We start from the raw sequence: 25,898 nt of genomic DNA, 5'->3' as shown, positions 1-25,898 counted from the left end.
ACGCCGGCTTTTCTCGTCGGCGCTCGCGCGTCAACGCTTGTCGCGTTCGGGCCTTCCGACCCGAATTTCGAGCGCAGGCTTCGCCCTTCAGGGCGGCGAGGGAGTCAATACCGTCCAGATTTCACGACGCGAGCGCCGCGAGGCGCGAGCGGGCCGAGGAACCCTCGAGGGCGCGGCGACGCCGCGCCCGAGGGGGTGACGAAGCGCTTTTGATGAACCGTTTGCCGAGGGAGCGCGCCGTAGGCGCGCGACCGCAGCGTAAACGGTTCACTGGAAGCCGATCCGCCCGCCGCCGCGTTCGGCGAACTGATCGCGCGCGCCGCCGCGGAAGCGGTCGGCCATCTGCTCGTAGTAGTCCATGATGTCCTCGTTGATCGTCGGGCGAACGTTCTCCATCGCCTTGCGGAAGTGGCGCATCTCGATCTCGTCGGCGTCGCCGTCCTCGCGGAGCGCCTCGATGGCTGCCTCGCGGGCGATGCTCTGGAGGTCGGAGCCGACGTAGCCGTCCGTGATCTCCGCGATCTCGCGCAGGCTCACGTCGGGCGCGAGCGGGCTGGCCTGCGTGTGGATCTTCAGGATCTGCTCGCGGCCCTCCGCGCTCGGCTCGCCGATCATCACGAGGCGGTCGAACCGGCCCGAGCGGATCAGCGCGGGGTCGATCATGTCCGGGCGGTTGGTCGCGCCGATGACCATCACGTCGCCCATCTCCTCCAGCCCGTCGAGCTCGGTCAGGAGCTGGTTGACGACGCGCTCGGAGACGTTGTTGCCGACCTCCTGCCCCCGCGAGGGCGCGAGACTGTCGAGCTCGTCGAAGAAGATGACCGTCGGCGACACCTGCCGGGCCTTCCGGAAGGTCTGTCGGATCGCCTTCTCCGACTCGCCGACCCACTTCGAGAGGAGCTGCGGTCCGCGGACGGAGATGAAGTTGGCGTTCGTCTCGTTGGCGACCGCCTTCGCCATCAGCGTCTTGCCGGTTCCGGGCGGGCCGTACAGGAGCACGCCCTTCGGCGGTTCGATGCCCATGCGTTCGAACTTGTCGCGGTCGGTCAGCGGCCACTCGACGCTCTCTTTGACCTGCTGTTTGGGGTCTTCGAGGCCGCCCACGTCGTCCCACGAGATCTTCGGCAGTTCGACCAGCACCTCGCGCATCGCGCTGGGTTCCACCTCGGCGAGCGCGCCGCCGAAGTCCTGCCGTTTTACGATCATCCGGTCGATGAGGCTCGGCGGGATGTCCTCCTCGTCGAGGTCGATCTCGGGGAGGTAGCGCCGCAGCGCCTTCATCGCCGCCTCCTTGGTGAGGCTCTCGATGTCGGCGCCGACGAAGCCGTGGGTCTCGTCCGCGAGGTGGTCGAGGCTCACGTCGTCCGACAGCGGCATGCCGCGGGTGTGGATCTGGAGGATCTCCTTGCGACCCACTTCGTCGGGGACGCCGATCTCGATCTCGCGGTCGAACCGCCCGGGGCGACGCAGCGCCGGGTCGACCGAGTCGACGCGGTTCGTCGCCGCGATGACGATGACCTGTCCCCGGGTTTCGAGCCCGTCCATCATCGTCAGCAGTTGGGCGACGACGCGGCGTTCGACCTCGCCGGTCACGTCCTCGCGCTTGGGCGCGATGGAGTCGAGTTCGTCGATGAAGATGATCGCCGGCGACTCCTCCTTCGCGTCCTCGAAGATCTCCCTGAGCTGCTGTTCGGACTCGCCGTAGTACTTGGAGATGATCTCGGGGCCGGCGATGGAGAAGAAACTCGCCGAGGTCTCGTTGGCGACGGCCTTCGCCAGGAGGGTCTTGCCCGTGCCCGGCGGGCCGTGGAGGAGGACGCCCTGCGGCGGCTCGATGCCGAGCTTCTTGAAGATCTGCGGGTGCTTCATCGGGAGTTCGACCATCTCCCGGACGCGCTGGATCTCGTTTTGGAGGCCGCCGATGTCCTCGTAGGTGATCCCGCCGCCGGTCTTCTCGAAGCCCGAGATGGGTTCCTCACGGAGTTCGACCTCGGTGTCCTCGGTGATGAGGACGACGTCGTCCGGGTCGGTCTCGACGGCGATGAGCGGGATCGCCTGTCCGGGCGAGCGCATGAACGGGTGGTTCGTGGAGGACATCACGGGCACGATGTCGCGCTCTACGACCGGCCGTTTCAGGATCTGTCGCTTGACCATGCCCGCGGCGTCGGAGCCGAACTGCACGCTCGCCTCCTCCGGGGGCGCGAGCACGAGCCTGTTCGCCTTCTTCGCTTCCGCCTTCCTGATGGTCACGCGCTCGCCGATGCCGACGTCGGCGTTCTGCCGGGTGAATCCGTCGATGCGGACGGTGTCGGTGTTCCAGTCCTGCCGGTCGGCGCGCCACACCTTCGCGGCCGTCGTCTCACCGCCTTCGATCTCGATGATGTCGCCCGGCGAGAGCTTGAGATGGAGCAGCGTGTCCGGATCAAGACGGGCGATGCCGCGACCCGAGTCGTTCGGGTACGCCTTCGCCACTTCGAGTTGGACTTCGTTCATGATTCACTTGCGGGGATTACTGATTTCTCGGCGATGGCACAGGATAAGTCCTTTGCTACCCCCGTCGCCCGCGCGTCGATTGCCATATAGTAACACTGTGCCTCGCGAGCCTCTTAATCCCTACTCTCACTTACGGGGATTGCAGGCTAAAGCCTCACCCTTCGGGACGGAGCGGAGATCGAAGAGACGAGGCTTTTGTCATCCCCGACGTCTTCTCGGATATGCGCACGCTTGCCTTCGACGGCCGCATGGGCGCGAGCGGCGACATGATCCTCGCGGCGCTCCTCGCCGTCGACGCCGACCCGGACGCGCTCTCACCCGTCGAGAGCGCGATCGACGTCCGGTACGAAGTCGGCGAGACCGAGAAGAACGGGATCGGCGCGGCGACGGTCGACGTGCTCCTCGGCGGGGACGCGGCGGTCGACGACGATGATTCCCAGCGAAACGACCGCGATCGCGTCCGAGATCACGATCACAGTCACGATCACGATCACAGTCACGATCACGATCACGATCACAACCACGATCACGATCACGTCCACGCCGAAGGACGCGGCCCCCACCGATCCTACCCGGAGGTCGTCGAAATCGTCGAGTCGATGGGACTCCCGGCGGCTGTCGAATCCGACGCGCTCGCCGTCTTCGAACTCCTTGGCGAGGCTGAGGCGGCGGTCCACGGGACGGACCTGAACGCGACGCACTTCCACGAGGTCGGCGCGGACGACGCCATCGCGGACGTCGTCGGGGCGTGTCTCCTGCTCGCCGACCTCGACGTCGATCGGGTCGTCGCGACGCCGGTTTCGACGGGCGGCGGCGAGGTGTCGATGAGCCACGGCCGCTACCCGGTTCCGACGCCCGCGGTCGTCGAACTCGCGGCGCGGGCGGACTGGTCGCTGAAGGGCGGGCCGGTCGACGCGGAGCTGTTGACGCCGACCGGCGCGGCGATCCTCGCGCACGTCGCCGACGGCGCGGAGCACCTCCCCTCACTGCGGGTCGACACGGTCGGCTACGGCGCGGGCCGCCGCGACTTCCCCGAGCACCCGAACGTGCTCCGGGCGCTCGTCGGCGACGGCGGCGCGTCGCTCGCCCGCGAGGAGATCACTGTCCTGGAGACGAACCTCGACGACGCGTCGCCGGAGGTGCTCGGGAACCTGCAGGAGACGCTCGCGTCGGCCGGCGCGCGCGACGTGTCGATCCTGCCGGCGACGATGAAGAAGTCGCGCCCGGGCCACCTCGTGAAGGTCGTCGCGAAACCAGAGGACGCAGAGCGCGTCGCCCGCCGCCTCGCGGAGGAGACGGGGACGCTCGGGATCCGCGAGCACGGGGCCGGCCACCGGTGGACCGCCGCGCGGACCTTCGAAACCGCGACGCTCGCGGTCGACGGGCGGGAGTACGAGGTGTCGGTGAAGGTCGCGAGCGACGCCGCCGGCGACGTGTACGACGTGAGCGCCGAGTTCGACGACGCGGCCGCGGTCGCGGACGAAACCGGATTGCCGGTGCGCGAGGTGCTGCGCCGGGCCGAGGCGCTCGTCGCGGACGGGACGCGCGACGACTGAGCGTCGAAGGCGATCGGCGAGCGTGATCGGGCGGGCGAGGCGCCGTCTTCAGCGATCGGCGTCGTCACCATCGTCGCCTTCGCCCTCGTCGCTCCCGCCGTCGCCGTCGTTCCCGTCGCTTCCGAATCCGCGGTGTTCGTCCAGCGCCTCGTCGATCGTGAGTTCGCCCGCCGCGACCCTGCGGGCGAGCGACTCGTCGATGGTGCGGTTGTCGCCGGACTCCCGGCGGGAGCGGTCCTTGATGCGCTGGAGTTCGCCGGCCGTCGGTTCGATCTCCCGCGAGTCGACGCGCTCGCCCTCGATCCGGGCGATGTTGACGGCCGCGAGCACGTCGCCCATGCCGCGCGCGCCGGTTCCCAGATAGGGCGTGGTGCCCGTCTCGTCGACCAGCTCGACCGTCACGTCGTCGAGGTCGTTCACGATCTGCGCGCCCTGGAGGCGCGCGCCGTCGCCGACCCTGACCACGGGATCGACCGCGTCCGCGACCTCCCGCGTGATCACGTCGACCGCGTCCCCGAGCGGGACGTGGAACGCCGAGACGACCACGTCGCCGACGAGGACGGCGATCCCCGGGCGGACGCCCGGGTCGACGCCGACCACCGTCCGTCCGCCGCCGCGGAGGATCGCGAGCGCCTCCTCGACGGCCCGTCTGGTCTCGTCGGCGCTGGCGACGACGCGCTCCACCTCGGGGGCGATCGCGCCGGCCTCGGCGTTCCCGGCGTCGTCGGTTCGCCCGTCGGCGTTTTCGCTCGCGCGTCCGTGGTCGCGTTCTCCGTCTCCAGCGCGTTCGTCGTCGTTCCCGCCGAGGAACGCCGACGACTCGTCGGTCGGCGCAGTGATGAGCACGCGGGTTCCCTCGGGGAGGTCGTCGCCGGGGCGGATCGTGGTGAACGCCACGCCGCGATCGCGGAGTTCGGCGACGACGTCGTGGTAGAGTTCGAAATCCTCGGTGGCGACGACGATCACGAGGTGGGATTTCGACGGCGACGGGCTATAAGCCTACGGGCGAGCGGCGCGCTGACGCCCGGACCGAGGGCTTTTTGCGCGGACCGCGCCAACTTCGCCCGTGAGCGAGTCACTTACCACCGGCTGTGCCGCCCTCGACGACCTGCTGGCCGGTGGGTTCGAGCGCGGCACCGTCACGCAGGTGTACGGGCCGCCCGCGGCCGGGAAGACGAACCTGGCGCTGACGGCCGCCGTGGAGGTCGCCGCCGACGGCGGCACGGCCGTCTACATCGACACCGAGGGCCTGTCGATCGATCGCTTCCGCCAGCTGGTCGACGCGCGCGTCGGCGACGAGGGGGAGTTCGAAGCGGTCGCCGCCCGGCTCATCGTCTCCGAGGCGTACGACTTCGAACAGCAGGAGGAGGCCGTCCGCGACGCCGCGGAGTTCGCCTCGCGGGCCGACCTCATCGTCCTCGACAGCGCGACGGGGTTCTACCGGCTGGAGCGGACGGCCGAGGACGACGACGGCGAGTCGCTCCGCCGGGTCGCGCGGCAGGTGACGCACCTCCTGTCGCTCGCGCGAAAGCACGACCTCGCGGTGGTCGTCACGAATCAGGTCTTCGCGGACCCGGAGAGCGATCGGACGCGGCCGCTCGGGGGAAACACGTTGGAGCACTGGACGGGTGCGGTCGTCCGCATCGACCGGTTCCGCGGCGGCAACCGCCGGGCGACGCTGGAGAAACACCGGGCGAAGGCCGCGGGGGAGATCGCGGTGTTCCGCATCACCGACGCGGGGATGGACGCGGTGGACGGCTTCTGAGCGCCGGAGGGGCTGTCGCGGGAGCCTACAGCTCGCCGAGCTTCCGGAGGAGCTGTCCGCGGTACTCCTCGTCGCTGTTTATGCCCTTCAGTTCGAGCACGTTCCGCTCCAGCTTGTCGAGCGCGACGCGGAAGGCGTGTTCCGCGCCGTAGCCCTCGCCGGAGCCGGCGACCTGCCCGTGGCTGGTGCGCAGGCGGATCTGACACTGGATGAGCGGCGTCCCGCGGAGCTTCTCCTTGTGTTCGTGAAATCGTACGTGGGCGTGGTGAACCCGCATCTCCTGGTACTTGTCGACCACGTTGAGGATGCTCTCGACGACCTCCTCGCGGGACATCGTGTCGAGCAGGCCGACGTTCGTGATCTGTACGTCCATCGTGTCCTGTTCGGTGTAGGTGAGCGCCCGGAGCACGTCCGTCTTGGTCAGGACGCCGGCGACCTCGCTGTCGCTCTCGGTGGGGGTGACCACGAGGCCCGCGATGTCGTTGTCGAACATCCGTCTGACGGCGTCCTCGACCGTCTCGCCCGGGTTCGTCGTGAACACCGGGCTGGTCATGAGATCGTAGACGGGCAGGTCGAGCATCCGGTCGAGGTCGCCGGTCCTGTCGCCCTTCCCCTGCCGGTGCATCTTCCGCGTGACGAAGTCGACGATGTCGTGGGTCGTGAGGACGCCGGTGAGCGCGCCGTTCTCGTTGAGCACCGGGAGCCTGGAGATCCCGTTTTCGCGGAGGCGGTTGATCGCCTGCCCGAGGCGGTCCTCCTCGACGATCGTGACGACGTCCTCCGTGTAGATCTGCTCGACGGTGAGCGCGTCGAGGTTCTCGACGACGGCTTCGAGGATGGCGTCGGTCGTGACGATCCCCCACAGATTCTCGCCCTCGAAGACGGGCGCGATCTTCGTGTCCCCCTCGATGAGCATCCGGGCGGTCTCGCGGACGTCCTCGCGTCGGTCGACCTGCGGCGCGGACGTCATCAGCGCGGCCGCCTTCGTGCTGTCCTCGATGTGAGACTGGATCAGCTGTTTCTCCCCGATGACGCCCACGTACTCGCCATCGTTCTGGACGACCAACCCCTTCGGGTTCTCCCGCTCGAAGATCGAACGGACCTTCCCCAACCGCTGGTCGGCGTCGACCGTGACGAACTCCGGGATGGCGATGTCGGTGATATCCATGGTCCAACTTCATCCTACTCTCTCAGTTGTCTTGAAAGTTGTCGCACAATCCGCCCGACATCGATCGATTCGATCGGCCGACGCGACGCGGGAATCGTTCGTGTTCGATGGTCGACCTGTCGAGAGCGGCCCCCGACGACGGCCGGCTCGCCCGGTCGGTCGCGCGGCGAACACCTATCCCGTTCGATGCCGTGTCGAGACACCGCGATGACGCCTTCGATCGACGAACCGGACGACGGTGCGCCGCCGGGGTGGACGGCCGAGGAATCGAGCGACGACGTCAGCGCGTGGCTCGGGCCGGACGAGCGCGTGCTGTGCGTTCGAGAAGGGGACGGCTGGATCGCGTACGCGCAGCCGCGGAGCGAACTCGGAACCGTCCACCGGGTTCCGCTGCTCGACGAACCGGCGGAACGCGAGCGGGCGGTCGCGGCCGCCCGCCAGTACGTGGAGGAAAGCGCCGAAGACGCCGACGCGGAGTAGCGAACCTCGAAAACGGGATCGTCCAGCGACGATGGGTCAGAACGCGAGCGCCCGTTCGATCCCCGCCCTGATTCGATCTTCGTCCGGCGCGTACGCGCGTTCCCGGGCGAACAGGGGGTACGGCACGTCGTAGCCGGTGACCCGCTGGACCGGGGCTTCGAGGTACAAAAGCGCGCGGTCGTTGATGCGCGCCGTGATCTCGGCGGCCATGCCGGCCGTCCGCGGCGCTTCGTGGACGACGACGCACCGACCGGTCTTCCGCACCGAGTCGAGGATCGTCTCGGTGTCGAGCGGGGCGATCGTCCGCGGATCGACGACCTCGACGCTCGCGTCCGCGTCCGCCGCGACCGAGAGCGCCAGCTGTCGCGACGCACCCCAGCTCACCACGGTGACGTCGTCGCCCTCCCGCACCACCTCGGCCTCGCCCAGGGGGACGACGTAGTCGCCCTCCGGGACCGGCGCGCTGGTCGCGCGGTAGAGCCGCGTCGGTTCGAGAAAGATCACGGGGTCGGGGTCGCGGACGGACGCCGCCAGGAGTCCCTTCGCGTCGGCGGGGGTCGAGGGGATCGCGACCTTCAGCCCCGGCGTGTGGGCGTAGCCGGCCTCGAAGCTCTCGGAGTGGTGTTCGAGCGCCCTGATGCCGCCGCCGTACGGCGCGCGGATCGTCATCGGGCAGTGGAGCTCGCCGCGCGTCCGACTTCGCAGGCGGGCGACGTGCTGCTGGAGCTGGTGGAACGCCTGGTGCATGAACCCGGAGAACTCGATCTCCGGGACGGGGACGAATCCGTAGGCCGCGAGGCCGACGCCGAGGCCGACGATCCCCGCCTCGGCGACCGGCGCGTCGTACACCCTGTTTGGGTACTCGTCGATCAACCCCTCGGTCGCGCGGAAGACGCCGCCGTTTCGGCCGACGTCCTGCCCGTAGACGACGACCCGGTCGTCGCGCGCCAGTTCCTCTCGGAGGGTCTCGCGGATCGCCTCGATCATCCTGCGCTTATTCGCCATCGGCCTCACCTCCGAACGCCGCGCGCTGGCGGGCGAGTTCCGGCGGAAGCGTCTCGTAGACGTACTCGAACATGTCCGCCGGGTCGACCTCGCGTCGGGCCTCGTTCGCCAGTTCGATCTCCGAGGCGAGTTCGTCCTCGACGTCGGCTTCGATCTCGGCGATCCGCTCGTCCGTGAGCGCGCCGCGCTCGCGGAGGTGCGTCTCGAAGCGCTCGATCGGATCGAGCGCCTCCCACTCCGCCTCTTCCTCCCGCAGTCGGTAGACCGTCGGGTCGTCGGCGGTCGTGTGCAGCGACCGCCGATACGTCACCGCTTCGACGAACACCGGATCGCCGTCGCGGGCGCGTTCGAGCGCCTCCCGGGTCGCCGCGTAGGTGCCGAGGACGTCGTTGCCGTCGACCTGGACGCCCTCGATGCCCGCCGCGATGGCCTTCTGCGCCAGCGTCTCCGCGCGGGTCTGCTTCTCCCGCGGGACGGAGATGGCGTACCCGTTGTTCTGACAGAGGAAGACGGCGTGCGAGTCGTACACCCCGGCGAGGTTGAGCGCCTCGTAGACGTCGCCCTCCGAGGTCGCGCCGTCGCCGAAGTAGACGAGCGTCGCCGCGTCCTCGCCGGCGATCTCCTGTCCCCACCCCAGTCCGGTCGCATGGAGCGCCTGCGAGCCGACGGGGATCGACGGGGGCATGTTGTGCGTCTCCCGCGGGACGGCCGACCCCTCCTCCATCCCCATTGCGTACCAGAGGAGCACGTGCGGCGGCGTCCCGCGCGCCAGGTACGCCGGCCCCTCCCTGAACGACGTCACCATCCAGTCGTCGTCCGAGAGCGCCGCGGCGCTTCCGACCTGGGCCCCCTCCTGCCCGATGGCCGGCGCGTAGGTCCCGAGTTCGCCGCGACGCTGGAGCGCGATCGCGCGCTCGTCGAGGCGACGGGAGAGCTTCATCGTCCGGTACAGTTCGCGCAGGCGCTCCTCGGGGAGGTCGGGTTCGAGACTCTCGTCGACCGATCCGTCCGGGGCCAGCACCTGCATCCGGTCTATCGCGAACTCGGCGATCGACTCGCGGGGCATGGTGGGGAGAGGCACGTCGAGGAGACACTTAATTGGACGTTCGCGCCCGCTCGCGCGCGTCGAGAGACTCGGGCGAGATTTGGGTAAGATTCGGGTGACAGTCCGCAAAATCGATTTTACCACGTCCGACGACGTTCCACCGTCCGCCGATCGGCGGCGTATCCTACCATGTCCGAACGCGACAACGCAGGTGAGACGGGACGCACAGCACGCGAAACAGTCGGCGACGCCCTCGACGGGACCTCCCGTCGGCGCTTCCTCACGATGGCCGCGGCGACGGGGGCGGCGGTCGCGCTGGGCGGCACGGCGATCGCGGACGAACACGAGTCGACGGTGACGTTCGACGACCAGACGACCGACGGGAAGACGGTCACGGTCGCCGCCGCGACCCTGCCGGAGGGCGGCTTCGTCGCCATCCACGACGAGCGGCTGCTCGACGGTGACGCGCTCGGCAGCGTCGTCGGCGTCTCCGAGTACCTCGACGAGGGGACTCACGAGGACGTCGAGGTCGCGCTCTTCGACGTGAAGGGCGTGGACTTCGAGGAGGAGACGCTGGAGGGAGACCAGACGCTCATCGCCATGCCGCACCTCGACACCGACGGAAACGAGGAGTACGACTTCGTCGAGACCGAAGGCGAGGAGGACGGTCCGTACACGGTCGACGACGAGCCGGTCGTCGACGACGCGATGATCACGGTCGAGGCCGACGACGAGGAGCCGATGGCCGAGGTCTGCTTCCGGGACCAGGAGTCGGACGGCACGAGCGTCTGGGTGCACGAGGCGACGCTCTCGGAGGGCGGCTTCGTCACCGTCCACGACGCGACGCTCCTCGACGGCGCGGTGTTCGACAGCGTGATCGGCGTCTCGGAGGTCCTCGACGCTGGCACGCACGGGGAGATCGAGATCGCGCTGTTCGAGGGCGTCCCCGGCGCGGAGTTCGAGATGGAGATGCTCGAAGAGGATGCGACGCTCATCGCCATGCCGCACTTCGACACCGACGAGGACGGGGACTACGACTTCCTCACGTCGGAGGGGGAGGAGGACGGCCCGTACACGGTGGACGGCGAACCCGTCGTGGACGACGCGACGATCACGGTGCACGGCGACGGCTGCTGAAGGGTGCGCGTTCGGGAGGGAGGACCGCCCGCGAGGGAGGATGCGGCGCTTTTTCCGGAGGGGATGTATAACCGGCGCGGGGCGCGGTGCCGGTGGAAACACCGTTAAACCGCTCCCCGGCGTTCAACCCACGACCACGCCGTTATCGCGAGGAGGATCGAAACGCAGACGCAGAGAACGGCTGCGAGTGTCGCGAATGCATACGACCATCCGAGGGTAGACGCGACGGTGCCGGTGGTCGTGGCGCCGAGCGCCCCGACGAGGAGGTAAATCGTGCGGACCAGCCCGAAGCCCGTGCCGCGATCGCCCGCCCGGAGGTGATGGAGGAACCGCGCCTGCACCGGCGGCGCCCACGTCCGGGACACGCCGACGAATCCGACCGCGACGGCGAGGATTACGGGCGACGCGCGGGCCGTCAGCAGGCAGAACCCCACGACACCGGCGAGTAGCGTTCCGCCGATAACCCAGCGGTGATCGAATCGATCGGACAGCCAGCCGCTCATCGGCTGGAACAGCGCCCCGAAGACGAAATACAGTCCGTAGAGGGCCGCCGCGAACGCCGGCGAGAGGCCGTGATATCGCTGGAGTCCTAACGGCAGGAGAGCGAACGCGGCGACGTCGACGAACTGCGTGAGGCTCGCAAAGAGCGTCGTCACCGCGATCGGCGGCCGCGAGAGGAGCGCGCGAAGTCGACGCGGACGTAGACGGTCGTGCAACGCCGTCGCCTCCGAGGCGGGCGTCGTCGGGCGCATGAACACCGACAACCCGAGCCCGATCGGAACGAGGAGGAGCCCGACGACGAGCAACGCGCTCCGCCACCCGTGTCGGATGCCGACGCCGGCGACCAAAAGCGGCGCCGCGATTCCCGCGCTCTGTCCGCCGATGCGGAATACGCCGAGCGCGCGTCCGGTTCGATCGTAGAGTTCGTCGAGTAGAACCGTAGACGGACTGTAGTAGAGTCCGCCGCCGACGCCGATCAACACCGCGAGGGTGAGAAACAACGTGTACGACGGAGAGAGCGCCAGCAGAACCGTCCCACTTCCCGCGAGGACGACCGCGCTGAGTATCACCTTCCGCTCACCGTAGGTGTCGCTGAGCGCGCCGCTCGGTAACTGAACCAGCGCGGCCGTGCTCTTCGCGCCGGTGATGGCGAATCCGAACAGCCCGAACGAGATGCCGAGCGCCGCGACGATTTGTGATCCGAGCGCGCTCACCGCGGCGGTGCTCAGACGGACACCGAAGTACACTGACATACACAACGCGAGGACGTTCGTCCTGTACGGCCACGAGATCGTATCGCCCATGTCAAGAAGTCTCCTCTGAACGACGGTGTCCGGTGGCGAAAGCGAAGAACCGAGCGTCGTGCCGGGGACGGAAAACAGTCTCGCACCCGACGCACGGGCGGTCGACGCCGAACACCGTCGACATATCGACCTCGATACCGATCCGAGGAACCGATTCAAACGACGAGCGGTACGCGTCTGACGATTTTACATCTACCATTGGTAGAAATGTGTTTACAACTATTGGCTTAGATATTAGCAGAGGGATTATTTTCTGAAAGTCGGGGACGGGGACAGGACGACGGTCAGTAGTGACTCGGTCGTGAGCAGAAAAACGGTCGGAACGTGGAACCGCGACTCGCGCTCGACCGGTAGATCGGAGAGACCGCGTTCGATTCCACAGTCGTGGATTTCCCGCGCGCTACGGCCCTGTGACGTTCTCGATCGAAATGCCGACGTTCTGAACCGTCACCGATCTCGTGCGTCGTACCCGCGTCGGTGAAACGGCCATCTCATCGACTGTCAGACTCGACTCGTGGACGGTGTAACTCGCCGCGCCGATGGATTTTTCCGGGAAGTCGGTTTCCGCGTGTCTTCGACCGTGACGGTGGCGTCACCGACGGTGACGTCTTCGTTTCCGACGCGAACCACGTCGTTCGTCGATTCGGAGGACTGTGCCGTGCCGTCGCCCTCGCTCCGCTCGGACGCTGCGACTCGCCCCGTTCAAATCTACCCAACGTCACGATCCTGTCGCTCGCGGAGTTGCCCGCGACAGGAGTAGTGGGTTGGGGCAGATTTGAACCACGGTCGTTTCGCTCACGTCGTTCGCTTCACTCCCTGATTCAAATCTGCCGGACCGATTTTCGAGCGACGCGCTCGCCGCGTTCGCTCCTCGCGGGTAGTCGCTCGAAAAATGGGTTGGGGCAGATTTGAACTGCCGGCCTCCTCCATGTCAAGGAGGTGTCATAACCAGACTAGACCACCAACCCGGTCAGAGCTTTCGAACGCACTCTATCGTATCGCAGCACGGTAATTGAAGCTTTCGAAACGCCGCGTCGCCGGCCGATTTCGGCGCGACGAGGAGCGTCCGGGCCGCGCTCGGTCGAGGAGGGCCGACTGATCGCCCCGCACCGACCCGCTGCGGGCGGGCGAGACCGCCACGCACCGCCGATCGCACGCCCCGACAGGCTTAAGGACATGTACTGATTTGTACATCGTAACACGAACACGTACAACGGTGACACACAATGCAGGACTACATCGAGCGCGCGACGGAGGGCGAGGACCTGACGCTCGCCGAGGCGCGCGAGGCGGCCGGAATGGTATTCGAGGGGGCGACCGAGGCGCAGATGGGGGCGCTTCTGGCCGCCCTTCGCGCCAAGGGCGAGACCGAGGCCGAGATCGCGGGCTTCGCGCAGGGGATGCGCGAGGCGGCGCGGACGATCGAGCCCGACCGCGGGCCGCTCGTGGACACGTGCGGGACCGGCGGCGACGCCTACGACACCATCAACGTCTCCACGACGAGCGCCATCGTCGCCGCCGGGGCCGGCGCGGCGGTCGCGAAGCACGGCAACTACTCCGTCTCCTCCTCCTCCGGGAGCGCGGACGTCCTCGACGTGGCCGGGGTGAACGTCGCGGCCGAGCCGCCGGCGGTGGAGCGCGCCATCGAGCGCGACGGCATCGGCTTCATGCTCGCGCCCGTGTTCCACCCCGCGATGAAGGCCGTCATCGGGCCCCGGAAGGAGCTCGGGATGCGGACGATCTTCAACGTCCTCGGGCCGCTCACGAACCCCGCCGGCGCTGAGGCGCAGGTGCTCGGCGTCTACGACCCGAACCTCGTCCCGGTCGTCGCCCGCGCGCTCGCGCACATGCCGGTCGAACGCGCGCTCGTCGTCCACGGCTCCGGCATGGACGAGATCGCGATCCACGACGAGACGACGGTGGCCGAGATCGACGGCGAGGCGGTCACGGAGTACGCGCTCCGCCCCGCCGACCTCGGCCTGTCGGCCGCGCCGGTCGAGGCCGTCGCCGGCGGCACGCCCAAGGAGAACGCCGAAGACCTCCGGGGGATCGTCGCGGGCGAGGTGACGGGGCCGAAGCGGGACATCGTCCTCGCGAACGCCGGCGCGGCGGTGTACGTCGCCGGATTGGCCGACACGATCGAGACGGGCGTCGACTGCGCCCGCGAGGCGATCGACTCCGGCGCGGCCGCGTCGAAGCTCGACGACCTCCGGGTCGCGTCCGTCGAAGGGACCGAAACCGCGGACGGAGCCGAAGAGGCCGAAGCGCCGCAGGGAGACTGATGGTCCGAGTCAAGGTCTGCGGGATCACGAACGAGGACGACCTTCGGGCGGCGGAGCGGGCGGGCGCGGACGCGATCGGGCTCATCGCCGAGGTGCCGGTCGACACCCCTCGGGAGATCGAACCGGGTCGCGCCGCGGAACTCGCGGCGGCGGCTCCGCCGTTTCTGACGACCGCGCTCGTGTCGATGCCCGAGACGGTCGAGCGCGCGGTCGAACTGGCGAAGGTCGTCCGCCCGGACGTGCTCCAGCTTCACGGCGAGTACGACGCCGACGAACTCCGATACGTCCGCGCGGAGGCGGACGTCGCGGTCGTCGGCGTCGTCTCGTGCGAGGAGGCCGACCGCGCCGCCCGGTACGACGACGCCGTCGACGCGCTCCTCGTCGATTCGGCGTCGCCGTCGGGCGCTGGCGGAACCGGCGAGACGCACGACTGGGAGCGCACGCGCGATCTCGTCCGGGAGCTGACCTCGCCGGTCGTCCTCGCGGGGGGGCTCACGCCGGCCAACGTCTCCGACGCGGTCGCCGCCGTCCGACCCCACGCCGTCGACGTGGCGTCGGGCGTCGAGACCGACGGCGGCGTCAAGGACCACGACGCGGTCCGCCGGTTCGTCCGCAACGCGGGCCGGCGGCGGGAGGTCGAAGCGTGACCGCGGACGGGACGGATCGAGCGTCCGACGACGCGGGTCGGCCCTCGCTCGACCGCTCCCGCGCGGAGTTCGCCGATCTCGCGGCGTCCGTCGACGGCCCGGCGGTGATCCGCGTCGCGGCCCCGCTCCGCCCGGAGACGACGCCGCTCTGCGCGTACGCCGCGCTGACGGACCGCAGCGACTACGGATTCCTCCTCGAAAGCGCCGAGAAGGTGGCGTCGAGCGACCCGAACGGGGCGTTTTCGCCCGACGGTTCCGATCCGGAACGACACGCGCGGTACTCCTTCGTCGGCTACGATCCCGACGCGGTCGTGACCGTGACGCCGGACGGAACGGACGTACGGCCGCTCGACGGGCGCGCGGCCGAACTGCTGGCGGCCGTCGGTTCCAACTCGGACGCCGACTCCGACGCCGGGACCGGGGCCGACCGGATCGACGGCGCCGACGACGCCGACGCGGACGCGCTCGACGCGCTCCGGCGCGCCCTGCCCGACGTCGAGCGCGTCGGATTCCACGACTCCGAGCGCCAGCAGCTCGAAGGCGGGCTTGTCGGGTTTCTGGCGTACGAAGCCGTCTACGACCTCTGGCTCTCGGAGGTCGGCGTCGAGCGTCCGGAGCCGGTGCTGCCGGACGCGCAGTTCGTGTTGACGACGAAGACGGTCGTCTTCGACGACGCGGAGGACGAAATCTCGCTCGTGTTCACGCCGATCGTCCGGCCCGGCGACGACCCGGACGCGGCGTACGACGAACTCCTCGCGGAGGCGGAGCGGGTGCGAACGACGCTCGCCGACGCCGACGACCCCGAGACGGGGGGGTTCGTCCGGGCGGGCGAGAGGGCGGGATCGCGCGAGGCGTACGAGGAGGCGGTCCGGCGGGCGAAGCGGCGCGTCCTCGACGGCGACATCTACCAGGGCGTCGTCTCCAGAAAGCGCGTGCTCTCGGGCGAGATCGACCCCGTCGGGCTCTACGAGTCGCTCCGCGAGGTGAACCCGTCGCCGTACATGTACCTGCTCCGGCACGACGACCTCTCGGTGGTCGGCGCGAGCCCGGAGACGCTCGTGTCGGTTCGGGGGCGGCGCGTCGTCTCGAACCCCATCGCGGGGACGTGCCCGCGGGGGACGAGCCCCGTCGAGGACCGCCGGCTGGCGGGCGAGATGCTCGCCGACGCGAAGGAGCGCGCGGAGCACACGATGCTCGTCGACCTCGCGCGCAACGACGTGCGGCGGGTGTCCGCCCCGGGCAGCGTCCGCGTCGAGGAGTTCATGAACGTCCTGAAGTACTCGCACGTCCAGCACATCGAGAGCACCGTCACGGGGGATCTCGCGCCCGGTGCGGACGCCTTCGACGCGACGCGCGCGGCGTTCCCCGCCGGAACGCTCTCGGGCGCGCCGAAGGTCCGCGCGATGGAGATCATCGACGAACTCGAAGCCGAGCCGCGCGGGATCTACGGCGGCGGCGTCGGCTACTACTCGTGGGGCGGCGACGCCGACTTCGCCATCGTGATCCGGACCGCGACGATCAGACGCGGCTCGACGGACGAGATCACGGTGCAGGCGGGGGCGGGCATCGTCGCCGACAGCGATCCCGCGGCGGAGTTCGAGGAGACAGAACAGAAGATGGGCGGGGTGATCGCGGCAGTCGAGGCGATCGAACGCGAATCCGCCCGGGAGGCCACGAGATGAAGCTCCTCGTGATCGACAACTACGACTCGTTCACCTACAACCTCGTCGAGTACTTCTCCGAACAGCGCGCGCCGGACGCGGGCGAGAAACTCGACGTGACGGTGTTGAAGAACACCGCGACCCTCGACGCCGTCCGGGCGGTCGACCCCGACGCGCTCGTCATCAGCCCCGGTCCCGGGCACCCCGCGAACGACCGAGACGTGGGCGTCACCGCGCGGGTGCTTCGGGAGCTGAGTCCCGAGATCCCGACGCTCGGCGTCTGTCTCGGGCTGGAAGCCGCCGTCCACGTCTACGGGGGGACGGTCGGCCACGCGCCCGAGCCGATCCACGGCAAAGCCTACCCGGTCGACCACGACGGTCGCGGGGTGTTCGCCGGACTGGAGCAGGGTTTCCCGGCCGGCCGGTACCACTCGCTCGTCGCGACCGACGTTCCGGACTGTTTCGAGGTGACCGCGACGACGACCCATCGGATCGGCGGCGGGGAGGAGACCGCGACCCTCGTGATGGGGATCCGCCACCGGGAGTATCCGATCGAGTGCGTCCAGTTCCACCCGGAGAGCGTCCTCACCGCGGTCGGCCACGAGATCGTCGAGAACTTCCTGCGACGCCGCGTCGCCGCGCCGACCGCGAGCGTCGACGGGCGGTGATCGGCGCGGATCAGAGGAGGCCGGGGGCGACCATCGACACCAAGAGTAGGACGCCGACGACGAGCGCGGCGACGGTCACGAGCCGCCACGCGACCCGCAGAACCAGCCGACCGACAAGCACGACGGCTCCGACGGCGACGAGGACGGCGAACAGTTGTCCGAGCGGCGTCCCCGGCGTCATCCCCGATTGAAGGGTTGACAGGAACGCCGCCGTACCGGTGAGCGTCATGCGAGACACAACTACCAGCGTATAGATAAGTCTGTGGGAGAGAACCGCCGCTCGGACACGACCGGGGTCGACATCGCGTCGACTCTCGGCGCGCAGGCGACCAATGAATGTTTCTAGATATATTAATTCGGAACGAATTCGACGGACGATCGAGCGCCGAGCCGCGACGGCGCGCGGCCGACCGCCGTCGCTCGTCGCGCGGCGAGCGCAACCCCCCTTTCGTTCGACTGGACGCCGCCGCACCGTCTCCCGAATCCCGCGCCGAAAGGATCACTTTCGCCGCGCTCTAACCACTATTATGAGGTTCCCGCCCCACGTAATTCGACGTACGAGCCCCCGCGGCGACGACGACCTCGACGAAAGGACACGGTAGTGATATGTGTCCGTCGACGAAGCGTCTACCGAGACCGAAGGATTAAGGGAGCCAGTCCGACACAGGAACATCGTCATAAATGAACGAAACCGAGACAGTCACGACACACGGAATCGCCCGGCGGCGGATCGCTGGGCGGGAGGGACGGTGAGATGAGCCGCGCGGACATCAGCGCCGACGAGCTGGACCTGCCGATCAAGCGGACGGACGGCGAGACGCTGGAGGCGCGCATGACGGCGAACGCGTACCACAACATCCTGCCGGCGCGCTACCTCCGGAAGGACGCGGACGGGAACCTCGTCGAGACGCAGGAGGAGTTGTTCGCCCGCGTCGCGAAGAACATCGCCCTCGCCGAGGCAGTGTACGAGGCCGAACGGCGCGGCGTCGAGGTCGCCGTCCGCCCCGACCAGCTGAAGCCCGGTCACCCGCGCCGCGACGAACTCGCCGCGGAGGTGTTCGGGAAGGGGACGACCGCCGACGCGGACGCCGAAACCGCGCTGTCGGCCCACAACGTCAACAAGTTCGCCTACGACACCGTCGTCCCGGAGCTCCCCGAGGAGATCCGAACGGCCGTCGAGGCGACGCGCGAGGAGTTCCAGGAGCTGATGGAGATGCTCTCTTTCGTCCCGAACTCGCCGACGCTCATGAACGCGGGCGACGAGCTCCAACAGCTCTCCGCGTGTTTCGTCGACTCGCCCGACGACGACATCACGGACATCCACCAGACGATGCAGGAGGCCGCCGAGGTCTTTCAGAGCGGAGGCGGCATGGGCTACGCCTTCTGGCGATTGCGCCCCTACGGCGACGCGGTCGGTTCGACGGGAGGCATCGCCTCCGGTCCGATCACGTTCATGCGCACCTACGACCAGATGTGCGAGACGATCGCGCAGGGCGGCGCCCGCCGCGGCGCGCAGATGGGCGTGATGCGCGTCTCGCACCCGGACGTGATCCAGTTCATCCACGCGAAGAACAAGGACGTCTCGCTCGCGCACTCGCTCCGGCTCAACGATCCGGACGACTACACGCACACGACGTTCAAGGAGGCGCTCGAAGAGGCGCGCGAACTCATCGACGAGGACGGTCGCGTCCCGAAGCACCTCCGCAACGCCGTCGAGGGGCACCTCTCGAACTTCAACATCTCCGTCGGCGTCACCGACGGCTTCATGGAGGCGCTGTACGCGGACGAGGAGTTCGTCTTCACCAACCCCCGGACCGAGGAGCCGCACGTCGCCACGCCCGAGACGAAGGAACTCTACGAGATGTTCGACCTCGGCGAGCACGTCGAGGTCGGCGAGGTGCTGTCGATCCCCGCGAAGGAGATCTGGCAGCACATCGTCGAGGGGGCCCACGAGAACGGCGAGCCGGGCGTGATCTACCTCGAACGGGTGAACAAGGAACATTCGTTCGACGTGGAGGAACATCCGGATCACAGGATCCTTGCAACAAATCCCTGCGGCGAACAGCCGTTGGAGGAGTACGAGGCGTGCAACCTCGGGCACATCAACCTCTCGACGCTGGCGGCCCACGACGCGCCCGACTGGCGCGTCTGGTCCGAGGCGCACCTCGACGAGTACGACAGCTACGAGGACGCCGTCGACGCGTTCCTCGCGGAGGCGATCGACTGGGAGGAGTTCGACCACCGCGTCGAGTACGGCACGCGCTTTCTGGAGAACGTCGTCACGATGTCGGACTTCCCGGTGGAGAAGATCGAGCGGAAGGTCCGCGAGATGCGGAAGATCGGCCTCGGCGTCATGGGCCTCGCCCAGCTGTACATCCAGCTCGGCATCCGCTACGGCTCCGACGCGGGCAACGAGGTCGCCCGGCAGGTGATGACCCACATCAACCACGAGTCGAAGTGGGCCTCCCACGAACTCGCGGAAGAGCGCGGCAGCTTCGAGGACTGGGCGGACTCCAAGTACGTGAACCCGACCGAGTACCGCGAGTGGTTCGAACACCACACCGGCCTCGACGCCGACGAGTGGGCAGACGGCTTCCCGATCCGCAACCACAACACGACGACCATCGCGCCGACGGGCACCACCTCGATGGTCGGCAACACCACTGGCGGGTGCGAGCCGATCTACAACGTCGCCTACTACAAGAACGTCTCCGACGACGTGCAGGGCGACGAGATGCTCGTCGAGTTCGACGACTACTTCCTGCGCGTGCTGGAGGCCAACGACATCGACGTCGAGGAGGTCAAACGCGAGGCGCAGGAACAGATGGCGAACAACGAGTTCGACGGCGTGGACTCGCTGTCGACGGTTCCCGACTCCATCTCCGAGCTGTTCGTCGTGACGGCCGACCTCACCGGCATCGACCACGCCGCCGTGCAGTGCGCCTGCCAGCAGGGCGTCGACTCGGCCATCTCGAAGACCTGCAACTTCCCCAACTCGGCCACCGTCGAGGACATGGACGAGGTGTACCGCTACATCTACGACCACGGCGGCAAGGGCGTCACCGTCTACCGCGACGGCACCCGCTCGAAGCAGGTGCTCACGACCCGCGCGAAGAACGCCGAGTTCTCCGACGACGAGGAGGCCGCGGCGGTCATCGCGGAGCAGATCCGCGAGATCTTCGGCGGGGTCGAGGGGTTCCTCGACAGCGCGGAGGCCCGCGAAGCGTTCGGGCCCGAGCTCGACGCGCTCTCGACGGTCGGCGACGGCGAGATGGGAACGGGCAAAAAGCGACCGCGTCCGGGCGTGCTCTACGGCGTCACCCAGCGGATCGACACGGGCTACGGCAAGCTGTACGTCAACATCAACGAGGACGAGAACGGCAAGCCGTTCGAGCTGTTCGCGAACATCGGCAACTCCGGCGGCTTCACCGCCTCGTTCACGGAAGCGCTCGCGAAGACCATCAGCACGGCGCTGCGCTCCGGCGTCGACCCCGAGGAGATCGCGAGCGAGCTACAGGGCATCCGCAGCCCGAAGGTCGCCTGGGACAAGGGCGAGCAGATCAACTCCATCCCGGACGCGATCGGCACGGCGATGCGCCGCTACCTCGACGGCGAGATCGAAAAGCCGTACCCGAAGCAGAAGAACCTGACCGAGGTCGAAGAGGAGGCGAGGATGCAGGAGACGGATGGCGGCGCGGCGGTCGCGAACGGGGCCGACGACTCGAACGACGAGCCGTCCGACGCCACGCAGGACCTCCTCGACGCGGGCGAGAGCCCCGAGTGTCCCGAGTGCGGCAGCATGGCGCTGTACTTCTCCGAGGGCTGCAAGACGTGCGAGTCCTGCGGCTGGTCGGAGTGCAGCTAAGCCGGCAGGGCTGACCACGAACCGACGACGGGTCGTTTCGTTCGTTTCGTTCGGCGCGCGCGGCGTAGGGCGGGTACAAAGTGCGGTCCGTGCAGGCCGGCGAGTGCGGACGCGAAACGACGGAGGGCAACAGTCATGCCCGTTCGCCGGTCACTCTCGCGTATGAGCGATCAACGGGTCGAGGAGACGAGGGGGCGTCCGTGCCCGCTCTGCGGGGCGTCGATGGCGCGCCGCCACTGCAAGTACGTCTGTCCGGAGCACGGCGTCGTCTACGACTGCAGCGACACGTTCTGGTAACACCCCGACCCCGCGGCGCGCGCACGCCGCCGACCGTCCCGGTCGGCCGCCCCGACGTTCGTTTCGGGGGGTCGGGGTACGAAGCGTTATGTCAATCCGATCCTAAGGGAGTCCCGTCAGAATGAGCCGACGTAGCCGGAATCAATCGCGGACGACGTCGCGGCCCTCCCTCGTCGCATGGTGAAGAACGAGCAGATCGCCAAAAGCAAGGCGATCCAGCAGCGGACGGGCAGGACGTTTCACTTCGCGACGCGGTTGTTACCCGAGCGGGTGCGCAGGGCGACGTACGTCCTGTACGCGTTCTTTCGGATCGCGGACGAGGTCGTCGACAACGAGAACCGCGAGACGCCCGCCCGTCAGCGCGCCGAACTCGAACGGCTCCGCGCCGAGGCGCTCGGCGAGCGGGAGGCGTCCGACCCCGTGCTCTCCGCGCTCGCCGAGATGCGCGAGCGGCACGGGATCGCCGAGGAGGACGTGAACGTCTTCGTCGACGCGATGGAGACGGACATCGAGAAGGACCGGTACGAGACCTACGACGAGCTCGAAGCGTACATGGACGGGTCGGCCGCCGCCGTCGGACGGATGATGACGGCCGTCATGGACCCCGAAGAGCCAGAGAAGGCGCTCCCGTACGCTACCGCGCTCGGCGAGGCGTTCCAGATGACGAACTTCCTCCGCGACGTCCGCGAGGACGTCGTCGAGCGCGACCGGATCTACCTCCCGGGGACGACGCTCGCGGAGCACGGCGTGACCGAAGCGCAGATCCGGCGGTTCGAGATGGACGACCGGTTCGCCGCGGTCGTGCAGAGCGAACTCGCCCGGACGGAGGGGCTGTACAAGAGGGGCGTCGCCGGCATCAAGTACCTCCCCGCGGACTGCCAGTTCGCGGTCCTCCTCGCCGCGGTGTTATACGCGGAGCACCACCGGCTGATCCGCGAGCGCGACTACGACGTGCTCTCCGCGACGCCGCAGCTCGGTCGGCTCCGGACGCTCCGGCTGTTCGTCCGGACGCGCTGGCGCTGGGCGTGGAACAAGGACCCGGAGGCGGTCTTCCGGCGCGTGAGCACCGTCACGTACCACGGCAAGCGGCGGCCGGGCGCGGAGCGGGCAGAGCGGCTTCCCGCGCGCTGAACCGCTGTCCTTTCGTCGCGATCTTCACCCCGAACGGTTCCGACTCTCACCCCCCGAATCGCCCCGTCGGCGGGCGAAACAACCGCGAGTCGAACCGATCGGTTCCGAGCAGCCCGAGGCCGAAGAGCGCCGCGACGGCGACGGGGAGCCAGTTGCCGAACCAGGCGTTTATCGCCCCCCAGAGGATGACGAAGCTCACGAGATCGTCGAGCGCGAACTCGCAGTCGTCGAGGCGGTCGAGCAGCCCGCGCCGGTCGAACGTGCCGTCGAGGGTGACGACCGCGACCGTCGCGCTCAGCACCCAGCCGGCGTAGTTCGAGAGCGGAACGCCGTAGAACGCGCCGCCCCCGGGGTACGCCCAGAAGCCGAGCGCGACCGCCCCGGGGTCGAGCACGACGTCCATGGCGAGCACCGCCGCGACGACAACGCCGAGGCGGACGGCGGTCCGCTCGGCCCGCGGGCCGAGGAGCAGGAGACAGAGGAGGTAGGCGTTCATCACGAGGGGGAGGAAAAACAGCGGCAGACCGATCGGTACGCCAGCGGCCGTCGGTCCGAGATCGACGCCGTAGTAGAAGTCGCCGTACGGGAAGCCGGTCTCGACGCCGACGTACTCGACCGCGTAGGAGTACGCGGCGAGAGCGAGCACGCCGGCCGCGGCCCGGCGGTCGACGAGCGGCGCGACGCCGACGAGCAGCGGCGAGCGCATCACGAACGTCCCGAACAGGACGAGAAGCGGGTTGAACGCGAGCGGGTCGGGGAGCCACCCCTCCGCGCTCGCGACGAGCAACACCGCGCCGTTCAGCGGGAAGAACACGGCGATGGTGAAGCGGTTCTCGCGGACGAGCCGGTCGAGTCGCGCCTCGGCCTCGCGTCTGGTCGTCGGCAGCCACGCCGGAGCGGCGTCGGTCTCCGCGCCGTCAGCCATGGACGAGCCTCCAGAGGCCGCCGAGCGTGAAGAGCGCGCCGACCGCGGTGTTCACCGCCGGAAACCACCAGTACGCCCGCGATACGTCGACGTCGGCGCGGGCGAGAACGAGGACGAAGATCGGGTACACGGAGAACAGCGCGCCGAGACGGGGGTCGAACAGGCCGAATGCGACTGCGGCGAACAACCAGCACCCGGCGCAGTAGGCGTAGGTGCGCGACTCTCCGAGGACCGTCGCGGTCGTCCGGACGCCGGCCTCCCGATCCGGTTCGACGTCCGGGATCGCGGAGAACGTGTGCATCCCCATCGTCCAGAGCCAACCGCCGGCGACGGCGAGCGCCGGTGGGTGGGTTCCCGCGACCGCCGCGTACGCGGCCGCGCCGGGAAGGACGTACAGCCCGTTCGACAGCGAGTCGAGAAACGGCGTGGTCTTGAAGCGGAGGGGCGGGGCGCTGTACTCGACGGCGAGGAGGAAGAAGCCGACGAGCCACGGCCACGCGACGAGCGGGACGACGGCGAACACCGCGAGGCCAAGCGCCCCGCTCGCGACGACGGCGAGGGGGACGGTCGAGTCGCCCTCGTAGCGAACCTCCCGCCCCGATTTCTTCGGATTCTCGGCGTCCACGTCGGCGTCGAACACGTCGTTTACGCCGTACAGGAGCACGTTCGCCGGGAGGAGGAAGTAGCCGAACAGCGCGAGCGCGGCGGGGTCGAAGAGCGCCGGGACCGAGCCGGCCCCGAACGCGACGCCTACGAGCACCGGCCCGGCGAGGTAGAGCCAAAAGCGCGGCCGCGAGAGCGCGAGGAGATAACCGAGGCGCGTCATCTCGCCGTTCGTTCGCGCTCGCCCATCGCCTCGGCGGTCAGGCGGCCGCTGATGAGACACATGGGGACGCCGATGCCGGGCGTCGTGTACGATCCGGTGAAGTACAGGCCCGGCGCCGTCTTCGAGGCGCGCGGCGGCCGGAACAGGGCGGTCTGTCTCAGGGTGTGCGCGAGCCCGAGCGCCGATCCGCGCTCGCTGTTGTACCGGTCGGCGAAGTCGGAGACGCAGAAGGACTCCTCGAAGACGATCCGATCGCGGAGGTTGACGCCGGTGTGTTCGGCGACGTCCGCGAGCACGCGGTCGCGGAACGACTCGCGCCGCTCCGGCGAGTCGTCGAGGCCGGGTGCGATTGGAACGAGCACGAACAGGTTGCTGTGGCCCGCCGGGGCGACGGCGTCGTCGGTCTGCGAGGGGACACAGAGGTAGTACGCGGGGTCGTCGGGCCACCGCGGGTCGTCGAAGATCGTCTCGAAGTGGTCGTCCCACTCGGTCGGGAGGACGAGCGTGTGGTGTGCGAGCGGGTCCACGTCGCCCTCGACGCCGAGGTACAGCAGGAACGCGGAGGGCGCGTAGGTGCGCGACTCCCAGTAGTCGTCGTCGTACTGCCGCTTTTCGGGCGGCAGGAGGTCGCGCTCCGTGTGCGCGTAGTCCGCGTCGGAGACGACGAGGTCCGCGGGAAACTCCCCGCCCGGTTCGGTTCGGACGACGAACGCGCCGCGCTTGCCCCGGATCTCGGTCGCCGGGTGGTTCACCCGGAAGTCGACGCCGAGTTCCCCGCCGAGTTCGGCCATGCCGTCGACGACGGCACCGATCCCGCCCTCGGGGTAGTAGACGCCGAGGTTGAAGTCGACGTGGCTCATCAGGTTGTAGAGCGCGGGGGTGTTGGTCGGCGCGCCTCCGAGGAAGACGAGGGTGTACTGCACGATCTGCTGGAGCTTCGGGTGGTCGAAGTAGTCCTCGACGTGCCCCTGCATCGACCCGACGAGCGACAGTCCTCGGGCGTTTCGGAGCACGTCGAGGTCGACGTAGTCGCGCAGGCGCGGGCGGTCCTCGTAGACGAAGTGCTCCATACCGACCTCGTAGTTGCGCTTCGACGCGTCGAGGTACCGATCGAACGCCTCGCCCGCGCCTGGTTCGTACGACTCGAAGAGCTCCCTGTTCGCCGCCAGGTCGGGGACGAGATCAACCCGGTCGCCGTCCTTGAAGAAGATGCGGTAGTGCGGGTCGAGCCGAGTGAGGTCGTAGTAGTCGGCGGGCTTCCTGCCGAAGTAGCCGAAGAAGTCCTCGAACACGTCGGGCATCAGGTACCACGAGGGTCCCATGTCGAAGCGGAAGCCGTCGCGTTCGAGTCGGCCGGCGCGTCCCCCGAGCTGGTCGTTCTTCTCCAGCAGGGTTACGTCCGCGCCCGCGTCGGCGAGGTAACAGGCGGTCGAGAGGCCGCCGAACCCGCCGCCGATCACGACGACCGACGCGCCGTCGAGGACGCGGAGCGACGCGCGGAGTCGGTCGTCGTCCCCGGCGAGACCGGATCCGAAGCGTTCCCTGCCGTCGGCGCCGGCGTCGACGCCCACGTCGGAGGGTGAATTCATGGTCGTTGATAGGAGCGTCCGAAGCATAAAACGACTGACTGCGGCGTCGCCCGC

The 25,898-nt window shown here is 68.7% G+C and carries 21 protein-coding genes and 1 tRNA gene; 11 read left to right on the top strand and 11 right to left on the bottom strand.

Going from position 1 to position 25,898, the window contains the following annotated elements; all coding sequences use genetic code 11:
• Positions 1-267: 267 nt before the first annotated feature.
• Positions 268-2,493: a CDC48 family AAA ATPase gene (locus tag C3L37_RS02575; protein ID WP_129113048.1), complete on the bottom strand. Its 2,226-nt coding sequence runs from the start codon at positions 2,491-2,493 to the stop codon at positions 268-270.
• A 221-nt stretch (positions 2,494-2,714) separates the two neighbouring features.
• Between C3L37_RS02575 and larC the strand changes: the two genes are divergently transcribed.
• Positions 2,715-4,049 carry a nickel pincer cofactor biosynthesis protein LarC gene (larC, locus tag C3L37_RS02570; protein WP_129113047.1) on the top strand — a complete coding sequence of 445 codons (1,335 nt, stop codon included), beginning with the start codon at positions 2,715-2,717 and terminating at the stop codon, positions 4,047-4,049.
• A gap of 48 nt (positions 4,050-4,097) precedes the next feature.
• Here larC and C3L37_RS02565 read toward each other — a convergent pair whose 3' ends face one another.
• Positions 4,098-5,015: a hypothetical protein gene (locus C3L37_RS02565; RefSeq protein ID WP_129113046.1), complete on the bottom strand. Its 918-nt coding sequence runs from the start codon at positions 5,013-5,015 to the stop codon at positions 4,098-4,100.
• A 100-nt stretch (positions 5,016-5,115) separates the two neighbouring features.
• On the opposite strand from C3L37_RS02565, the gene radB reads away from it, so the two are divergent.
• A complete protein-coding gene (radB, locus tag C3L37_RS02560; RefSeq protein ID WP_129113045.1) occupies positions 5,116-5,814 on the top strand; it encodes a DNA repair and recombination protein RadB in 699 nt (232 codons plus the stop codon).
• 25 nt (positions 5,815-5,839) lie between these two features.
• On the opposite strand, the gene C3L37_RS02555 is transcribed toward radB, so the two are convergent.
• Positions 5,840-6,982, bottom strand: coding sequence for a CBS domain-containing protein (locus tag C3L37_RS02555; protein ID WP_129113044.1), 1,143 nt, complete (start codon positions 6,980-6,982; stop codon positions 5,840-5,842).
• Between the two features lie 207 nt (positions 6,983-7,189).
• Between C3L37_RS02555 and C3L37_RS02550 the strand changes: the two genes are divergently transcribed.
• Positions 7,190-7,462: a hypothetical protein gene (locus C3L37_RS02550; protein WP_129113043.1), complete on the top strand. Its 273-nt coding sequence runs from the start codon at positions 7,190-7,192 to the stop codon at positions 7,460-7,462.
• Positions 7,463-7,498: 36 nt separating this feature from the next.
• Here the strand turns inward: C3L37_RS02550 and C3L37_RS02545 are convergent, their stop codons facing one another.
• Positions 7,499-8,467: an alpha-ketoacid dehydrogenase subunit beta gene (locus tag C3L37_RS02545; protein ID WP_129113042.1), complete on the bottom strand. Its 969-nt coding sequence runs from the start codon at positions 8,465-8,467 to the stop codon at positions 7,499-7,501.
• Positions 8,457-9,533, bottom strand: a complete 1,077-nt coding sequence (pdhA, locus tag C3L37_RS02540; RefSeq protein WP_129113041.1) for a pyruvate dehydrogenase (acetyl-transferring) E1 component subunit alpha — start codon at positions 9,531-9,533, stop codon at positions 8,457-8,459. Before pdhA ends, C3L37_RS02545 begins: the two co-directional genes overlap by 11 nt.
• 168 nt (positions 9,534-9,701) lie before the next feature.
• Here pdhA and C3L37_RS02535 point away from each other — a divergent pair, with 168 nt between their 5' ends.
• Positions 9,702-10,649, top strand: coding sequence for a DUF7282 domain-containing protein (locus tag C3L37_RS02535; protein WP_129113040.1), 948 nt, complete (start codon positions 9,702-9,704; stop codon positions 10,647-10,649).
• A 104-nt stretch (positions 10,650-10,753) separates the two neighbouring features.
• Here C3L37_RS02535 and C3L37_RS02530 read toward each other — a convergent pair whose 3' ends face one another.
• Positions 10,754-11,953 (bottom strand): MFS transporter, encoded by a 1,200-nt coding sequence (locus C3L37_RS02530; RefSeq protein ID WP_129113039.1) that lies wholly within the window; start codon positions 11,951-11,953, stop codon positions 10,754-10,756.
• An 893-nt stretch (positions 11,954-12,846) separates the two neighbouring features.
• Positions 12,847-12,921, bottom strand: a tRNA-Val gene (locus C3L37_RS02525).
• Positions 12,922-13,179: 258 nt separating this feature from the next.
• On the opposite strand from C3L37_RS02525, the gene trpD reads away from it, so the two are divergent.
• Genes trpD through trpG form a run of 4 tightly spaced genes read left to right on the top strand, consistent with a single transcriptional unit; the run spans position 13,180 to position 17,211 of the window.
• Positions 13,180-14,235 (top strand): anthranilate phosphoribosyltransferase, encoded by a 1,056-nt coding sequence (gene trpD, locus C3L37_RS02520; RefSeq protein ID WP_129113038.1) that lies wholly within the window; start codon positions 13,180-13,182, stop codon positions 14,233-14,235.
• Positions 14,235-14,882 carry a phosphoribosylanthranilate isomerase gene (locus tag C3L37_RS02515; RefSeq protein WP_129113037.1) on the top strand — a complete coding sequence of 216 codons (648 nt, stop codon included), beginning with the start codon at positions 14,235-14,237 and terminating at the stop codon, positions 14,880-14,882. The genes trpD and C3L37_RS02515 overlap by 1 nt, the downstream gene beginning before the upstream one ends.
• Positions 14,879-16,564, top strand: coding sequence for an anthranilate synthase component I (gene trpE / locus C3L37_RS02510; RefSeq protein ID WP_129113036.1), 1,686 nt, complete (start codon positions 14,879-14,881; stop codon positions 16,562-16,564). Before C3L37_RS02515 ends, trpE begins: the two co-directional genes overlap by 4 nt.
• A complete protein-coding gene (gene trpG, locus C3L37_RS02505; protein ID WP_129113035.1) occupies positions 16,561-17,211 on the top strand; it encodes an anthranilate synthase component II in 651 nt (216 codons plus the stop codon). The genes trpE and trpG overlap by 4 nt, the downstream gene beginning before the upstream one ends.
• Positions 17,212-17,221: 10 nt before the next feature.
• Here the strand turns inward: trpG and C3L37_RS02500 are convergent, their stop codons facing one another.
• Positions 17,222-17,440 (bottom strand): hypothetical protein, encoded by a 219-nt coding sequence (locus tag C3L37_RS02500; protein ID WP_129113034.1) that lies wholly within the window; start codon positions 17,438-17,440, stop codon positions 17,222-17,224.
• A gap of 525 nt (positions 17,441-17,965) precedes the next feature.
• Between C3L37_RS02500 and C3L37_RS02495 the strand changes: the two genes are divergently transcribed.
• The 3 genes from C3L37_RS02495 to C3L37_RS02490 all read left to right on the top strand — a co-directional run bounded on the left by C3L37_RS02495 (position 17,966) and on the right by C3L37_RS02490 (position 22,504).
• A complete protein-coding gene (locus tag C3L37_RS02495; RefSeq protein WP_129113033.1) occupies positions 17,966-21,076 on the top strand; it encodes an adenosylcobalamin-dependent ribonucleoside-diphosphate reductase in 3,111 nt (1,036 codons plus the stop codon).
• 162 nt (positions 21,077-21,238) lie between these two features.
• Positions 21,239-21,373: an HVO_2523 family zinc finger protein gene (locus C3L37_RS25250; protein ID WP_267195298.1), complete on the top strand. Its 135-nt coding sequence runs from the start codon at positions 21,239-21,241 to the stop codon at positions 21,371-21,373.
• A gap of 177 nt (positions 21,374-21,550) precedes the next feature.
• On the top strand, positions 21,551-22,504 hold the full coding sequence (locus C3L37_RS02490) for a phytoene/squalene synthase family protein (RefSeq protein ID WP_129113032.1): 954 nt from the start codon (positions 21,551-21,553) through the stop codon (positions 22,502-22,504).
• Positions 22,505-22,550: 46 nt separating this feature from the next.
• Here C3L37_RS02490 and cruF read toward each other — a convergent pair whose 3' ends face one another.
• The 3 genes from cruF to C3L37_RS02475 are packed head-to-tail and all read right to left on the bottom strand — an operon-like array spanning position 22,551 to position 25,844.
• Positions 22,551-23,429: a bisanhydrobacterioruberin hydratase gene (cruF, locus tag C3L37_RS02485; protein WP_129113031.1), complete on the bottom strand. Its 879-nt coding sequence runs from the start codon at positions 23,427-23,429 to the stop codon at positions 22,551-22,553.
• Positions 23,422-24,255 carry a prenyltransferase gene (locus C3L37_RS02480; protein WP_267195297.1) on the bottom strand — a complete coding sequence of 278 codons (834 nt, stop codon included), beginning with the start codon at positions 24,253-24,255 and terminating at the stop codon, positions 23,422-23,424. The genes cruF and C3L37_RS02480 overlap by 8 nt, the downstream gene beginning before the upstream one ends.
• Positions 24,252-25,844: a phytoene desaturase family protein gene (locus C3L37_RS02475; RefSeq protein ID WP_129113029.1), complete on the bottom strand. Its 1,593-nt coding sequence runs from the start codon at positions 25,842-25,844 to the stop codon at positions 24,252-24,254. Before C3L37_RS02475 ends, C3L37_RS02480 begins: the two co-directional genes overlap by 4 nt.
• Between the last annotated feature and the right edge of the window lie 54 nt (positions 25,845-25,898).

It is taken from the genome of Halegenticoccus tardaugens, assembly GCF_004116405.1.
GTDB classification, from domain to species: domain Archaea; phylum Halobacteriota; class Halobacteria; order Halobacteriales; family Haloferacaceae; genus Halegenticoccus; species Halegenticoccus tardaugens.
This window is presented reverse-complemented; position numbering and strand designations above follow the sequence as displayed.

Coding starts and splice junctions, on each gene's coding strand:
- C3L37_RS02480 (WP_267195297.1), bottom strand. CDS start 24,255: ATGACGCGCCTCGGTTATCTCCTCGCGCTCTCGCGGCCGCGCTTTTGG.
- C3L37_RS02550 (WP_129113043.1), top strand. CDS start 7,190: ATGACGCCTTCGATCGACGAACCGGACGACGGTGCGCCGCCGGGGTGG.
- C3L37_RS02545 (WP_129113042.1), bottom strand. CDS start 8,467: ATGGCGAATAAGCGCAGGATGATCGAGGCGATCCGCGAGACCCTCCGA.
- C3L37_RS02530 (WP_129113039.1), bottom strand. CDS start 11,953: ATGGGCGATACGATCTCGTGGCCGTACAGGACGAACGTCCTCGCGTTG.
- C3L37_RS02500 (WP_129113034.1), bottom strand. CDS start 17,440: ATGACGCTCACCGGTACGGCGGCGTTCCTGTCAACCCTTCAATCGGGG.
- C3L37_RS02535 (WP_129113040.1), top strand. CDS start 9,702: ATGTCCGAACGCGACAACGCAGGTGAGACGGGACGCACAGCACGCGAA.
- C3L37_RS02555 (WP_129113044.1), bottom strand. CDS start 6,982: ATGGATATCACCGACATCGCCATCCCGGAGTTCGTCACGGTCGACGCC.
- trpG (WP_129113035.1), top strand. CDS start 16,561: ATGAAGCTCCTCGTGATCGACAACTACGACTCGTTCACCTACAACCTC.
- larC (WP_129113047.1), top strand. CDS start 2,715: ATGCGCACGCTTGCCTTCGACGGCCGCATGGGCGCGAGCGGCGACATG.
- C3L37_RS25250 (WP_267195298.1), top strand. CDS start 21,239: ATGAGCGATCAACGGGTCGAGGAGACGAGGGGGCGTCCGTGCCCGCTC.
- C3L37_RS02495 (WP_129113033.1), top strand. CDS start 17,966: ATGAGCCGCGCGGACATCAGCGCCGACGAGCTGGACCTGCCGATCAAG.
- pdhA (WP_129113041.1), bottom strand. CDS start 9,533: ATGCCCCGCGAGTCGATCGCCGAGTTCGCGATAGACCGGATGCAGGTG.
- cruF (WP_129113031.1), bottom strand. CDS start 23,429: ATGGCTGACGGCGCGGAGACCGACGCCGCTCCGGCGTGGCTGCCGACG.
- C3L37_RS02515 (WP_129113037.1), top strand. CDS start 14,235: ATGGTCCGAGTCAAGGTCTGCGGGATCACGAACGAGGACGACCTTCGG.
- trpD (WP_129113038.1), top strand. CDS start 13,180: ATGCAGGACTACATCGAGCGCGCGACGGAGGGCGAGGACCTGACGCTC.
- C3L37_RS02475 (WP_129113029.1), bottom strand. CDS start 25,844: ATGAATTCACCCTCCGACGTGGGCGTCGACGCCGGCGCCGACGGCAGG.
- C3L37_RS02490 (WP_129113032.1), top strand. CDS start 21,551: ATGGTGAAGAACGAGCAGATCGCCAAAAGCAAGGCGATCCAGCAGCGG.
- C3L37_RS02575 (WP_129113048.1), bottom strand. CDS start 2,493: ATGAACGAAGTCCAACTCGAAGTGGCGAAGGCGTACCCGAACGACTCG.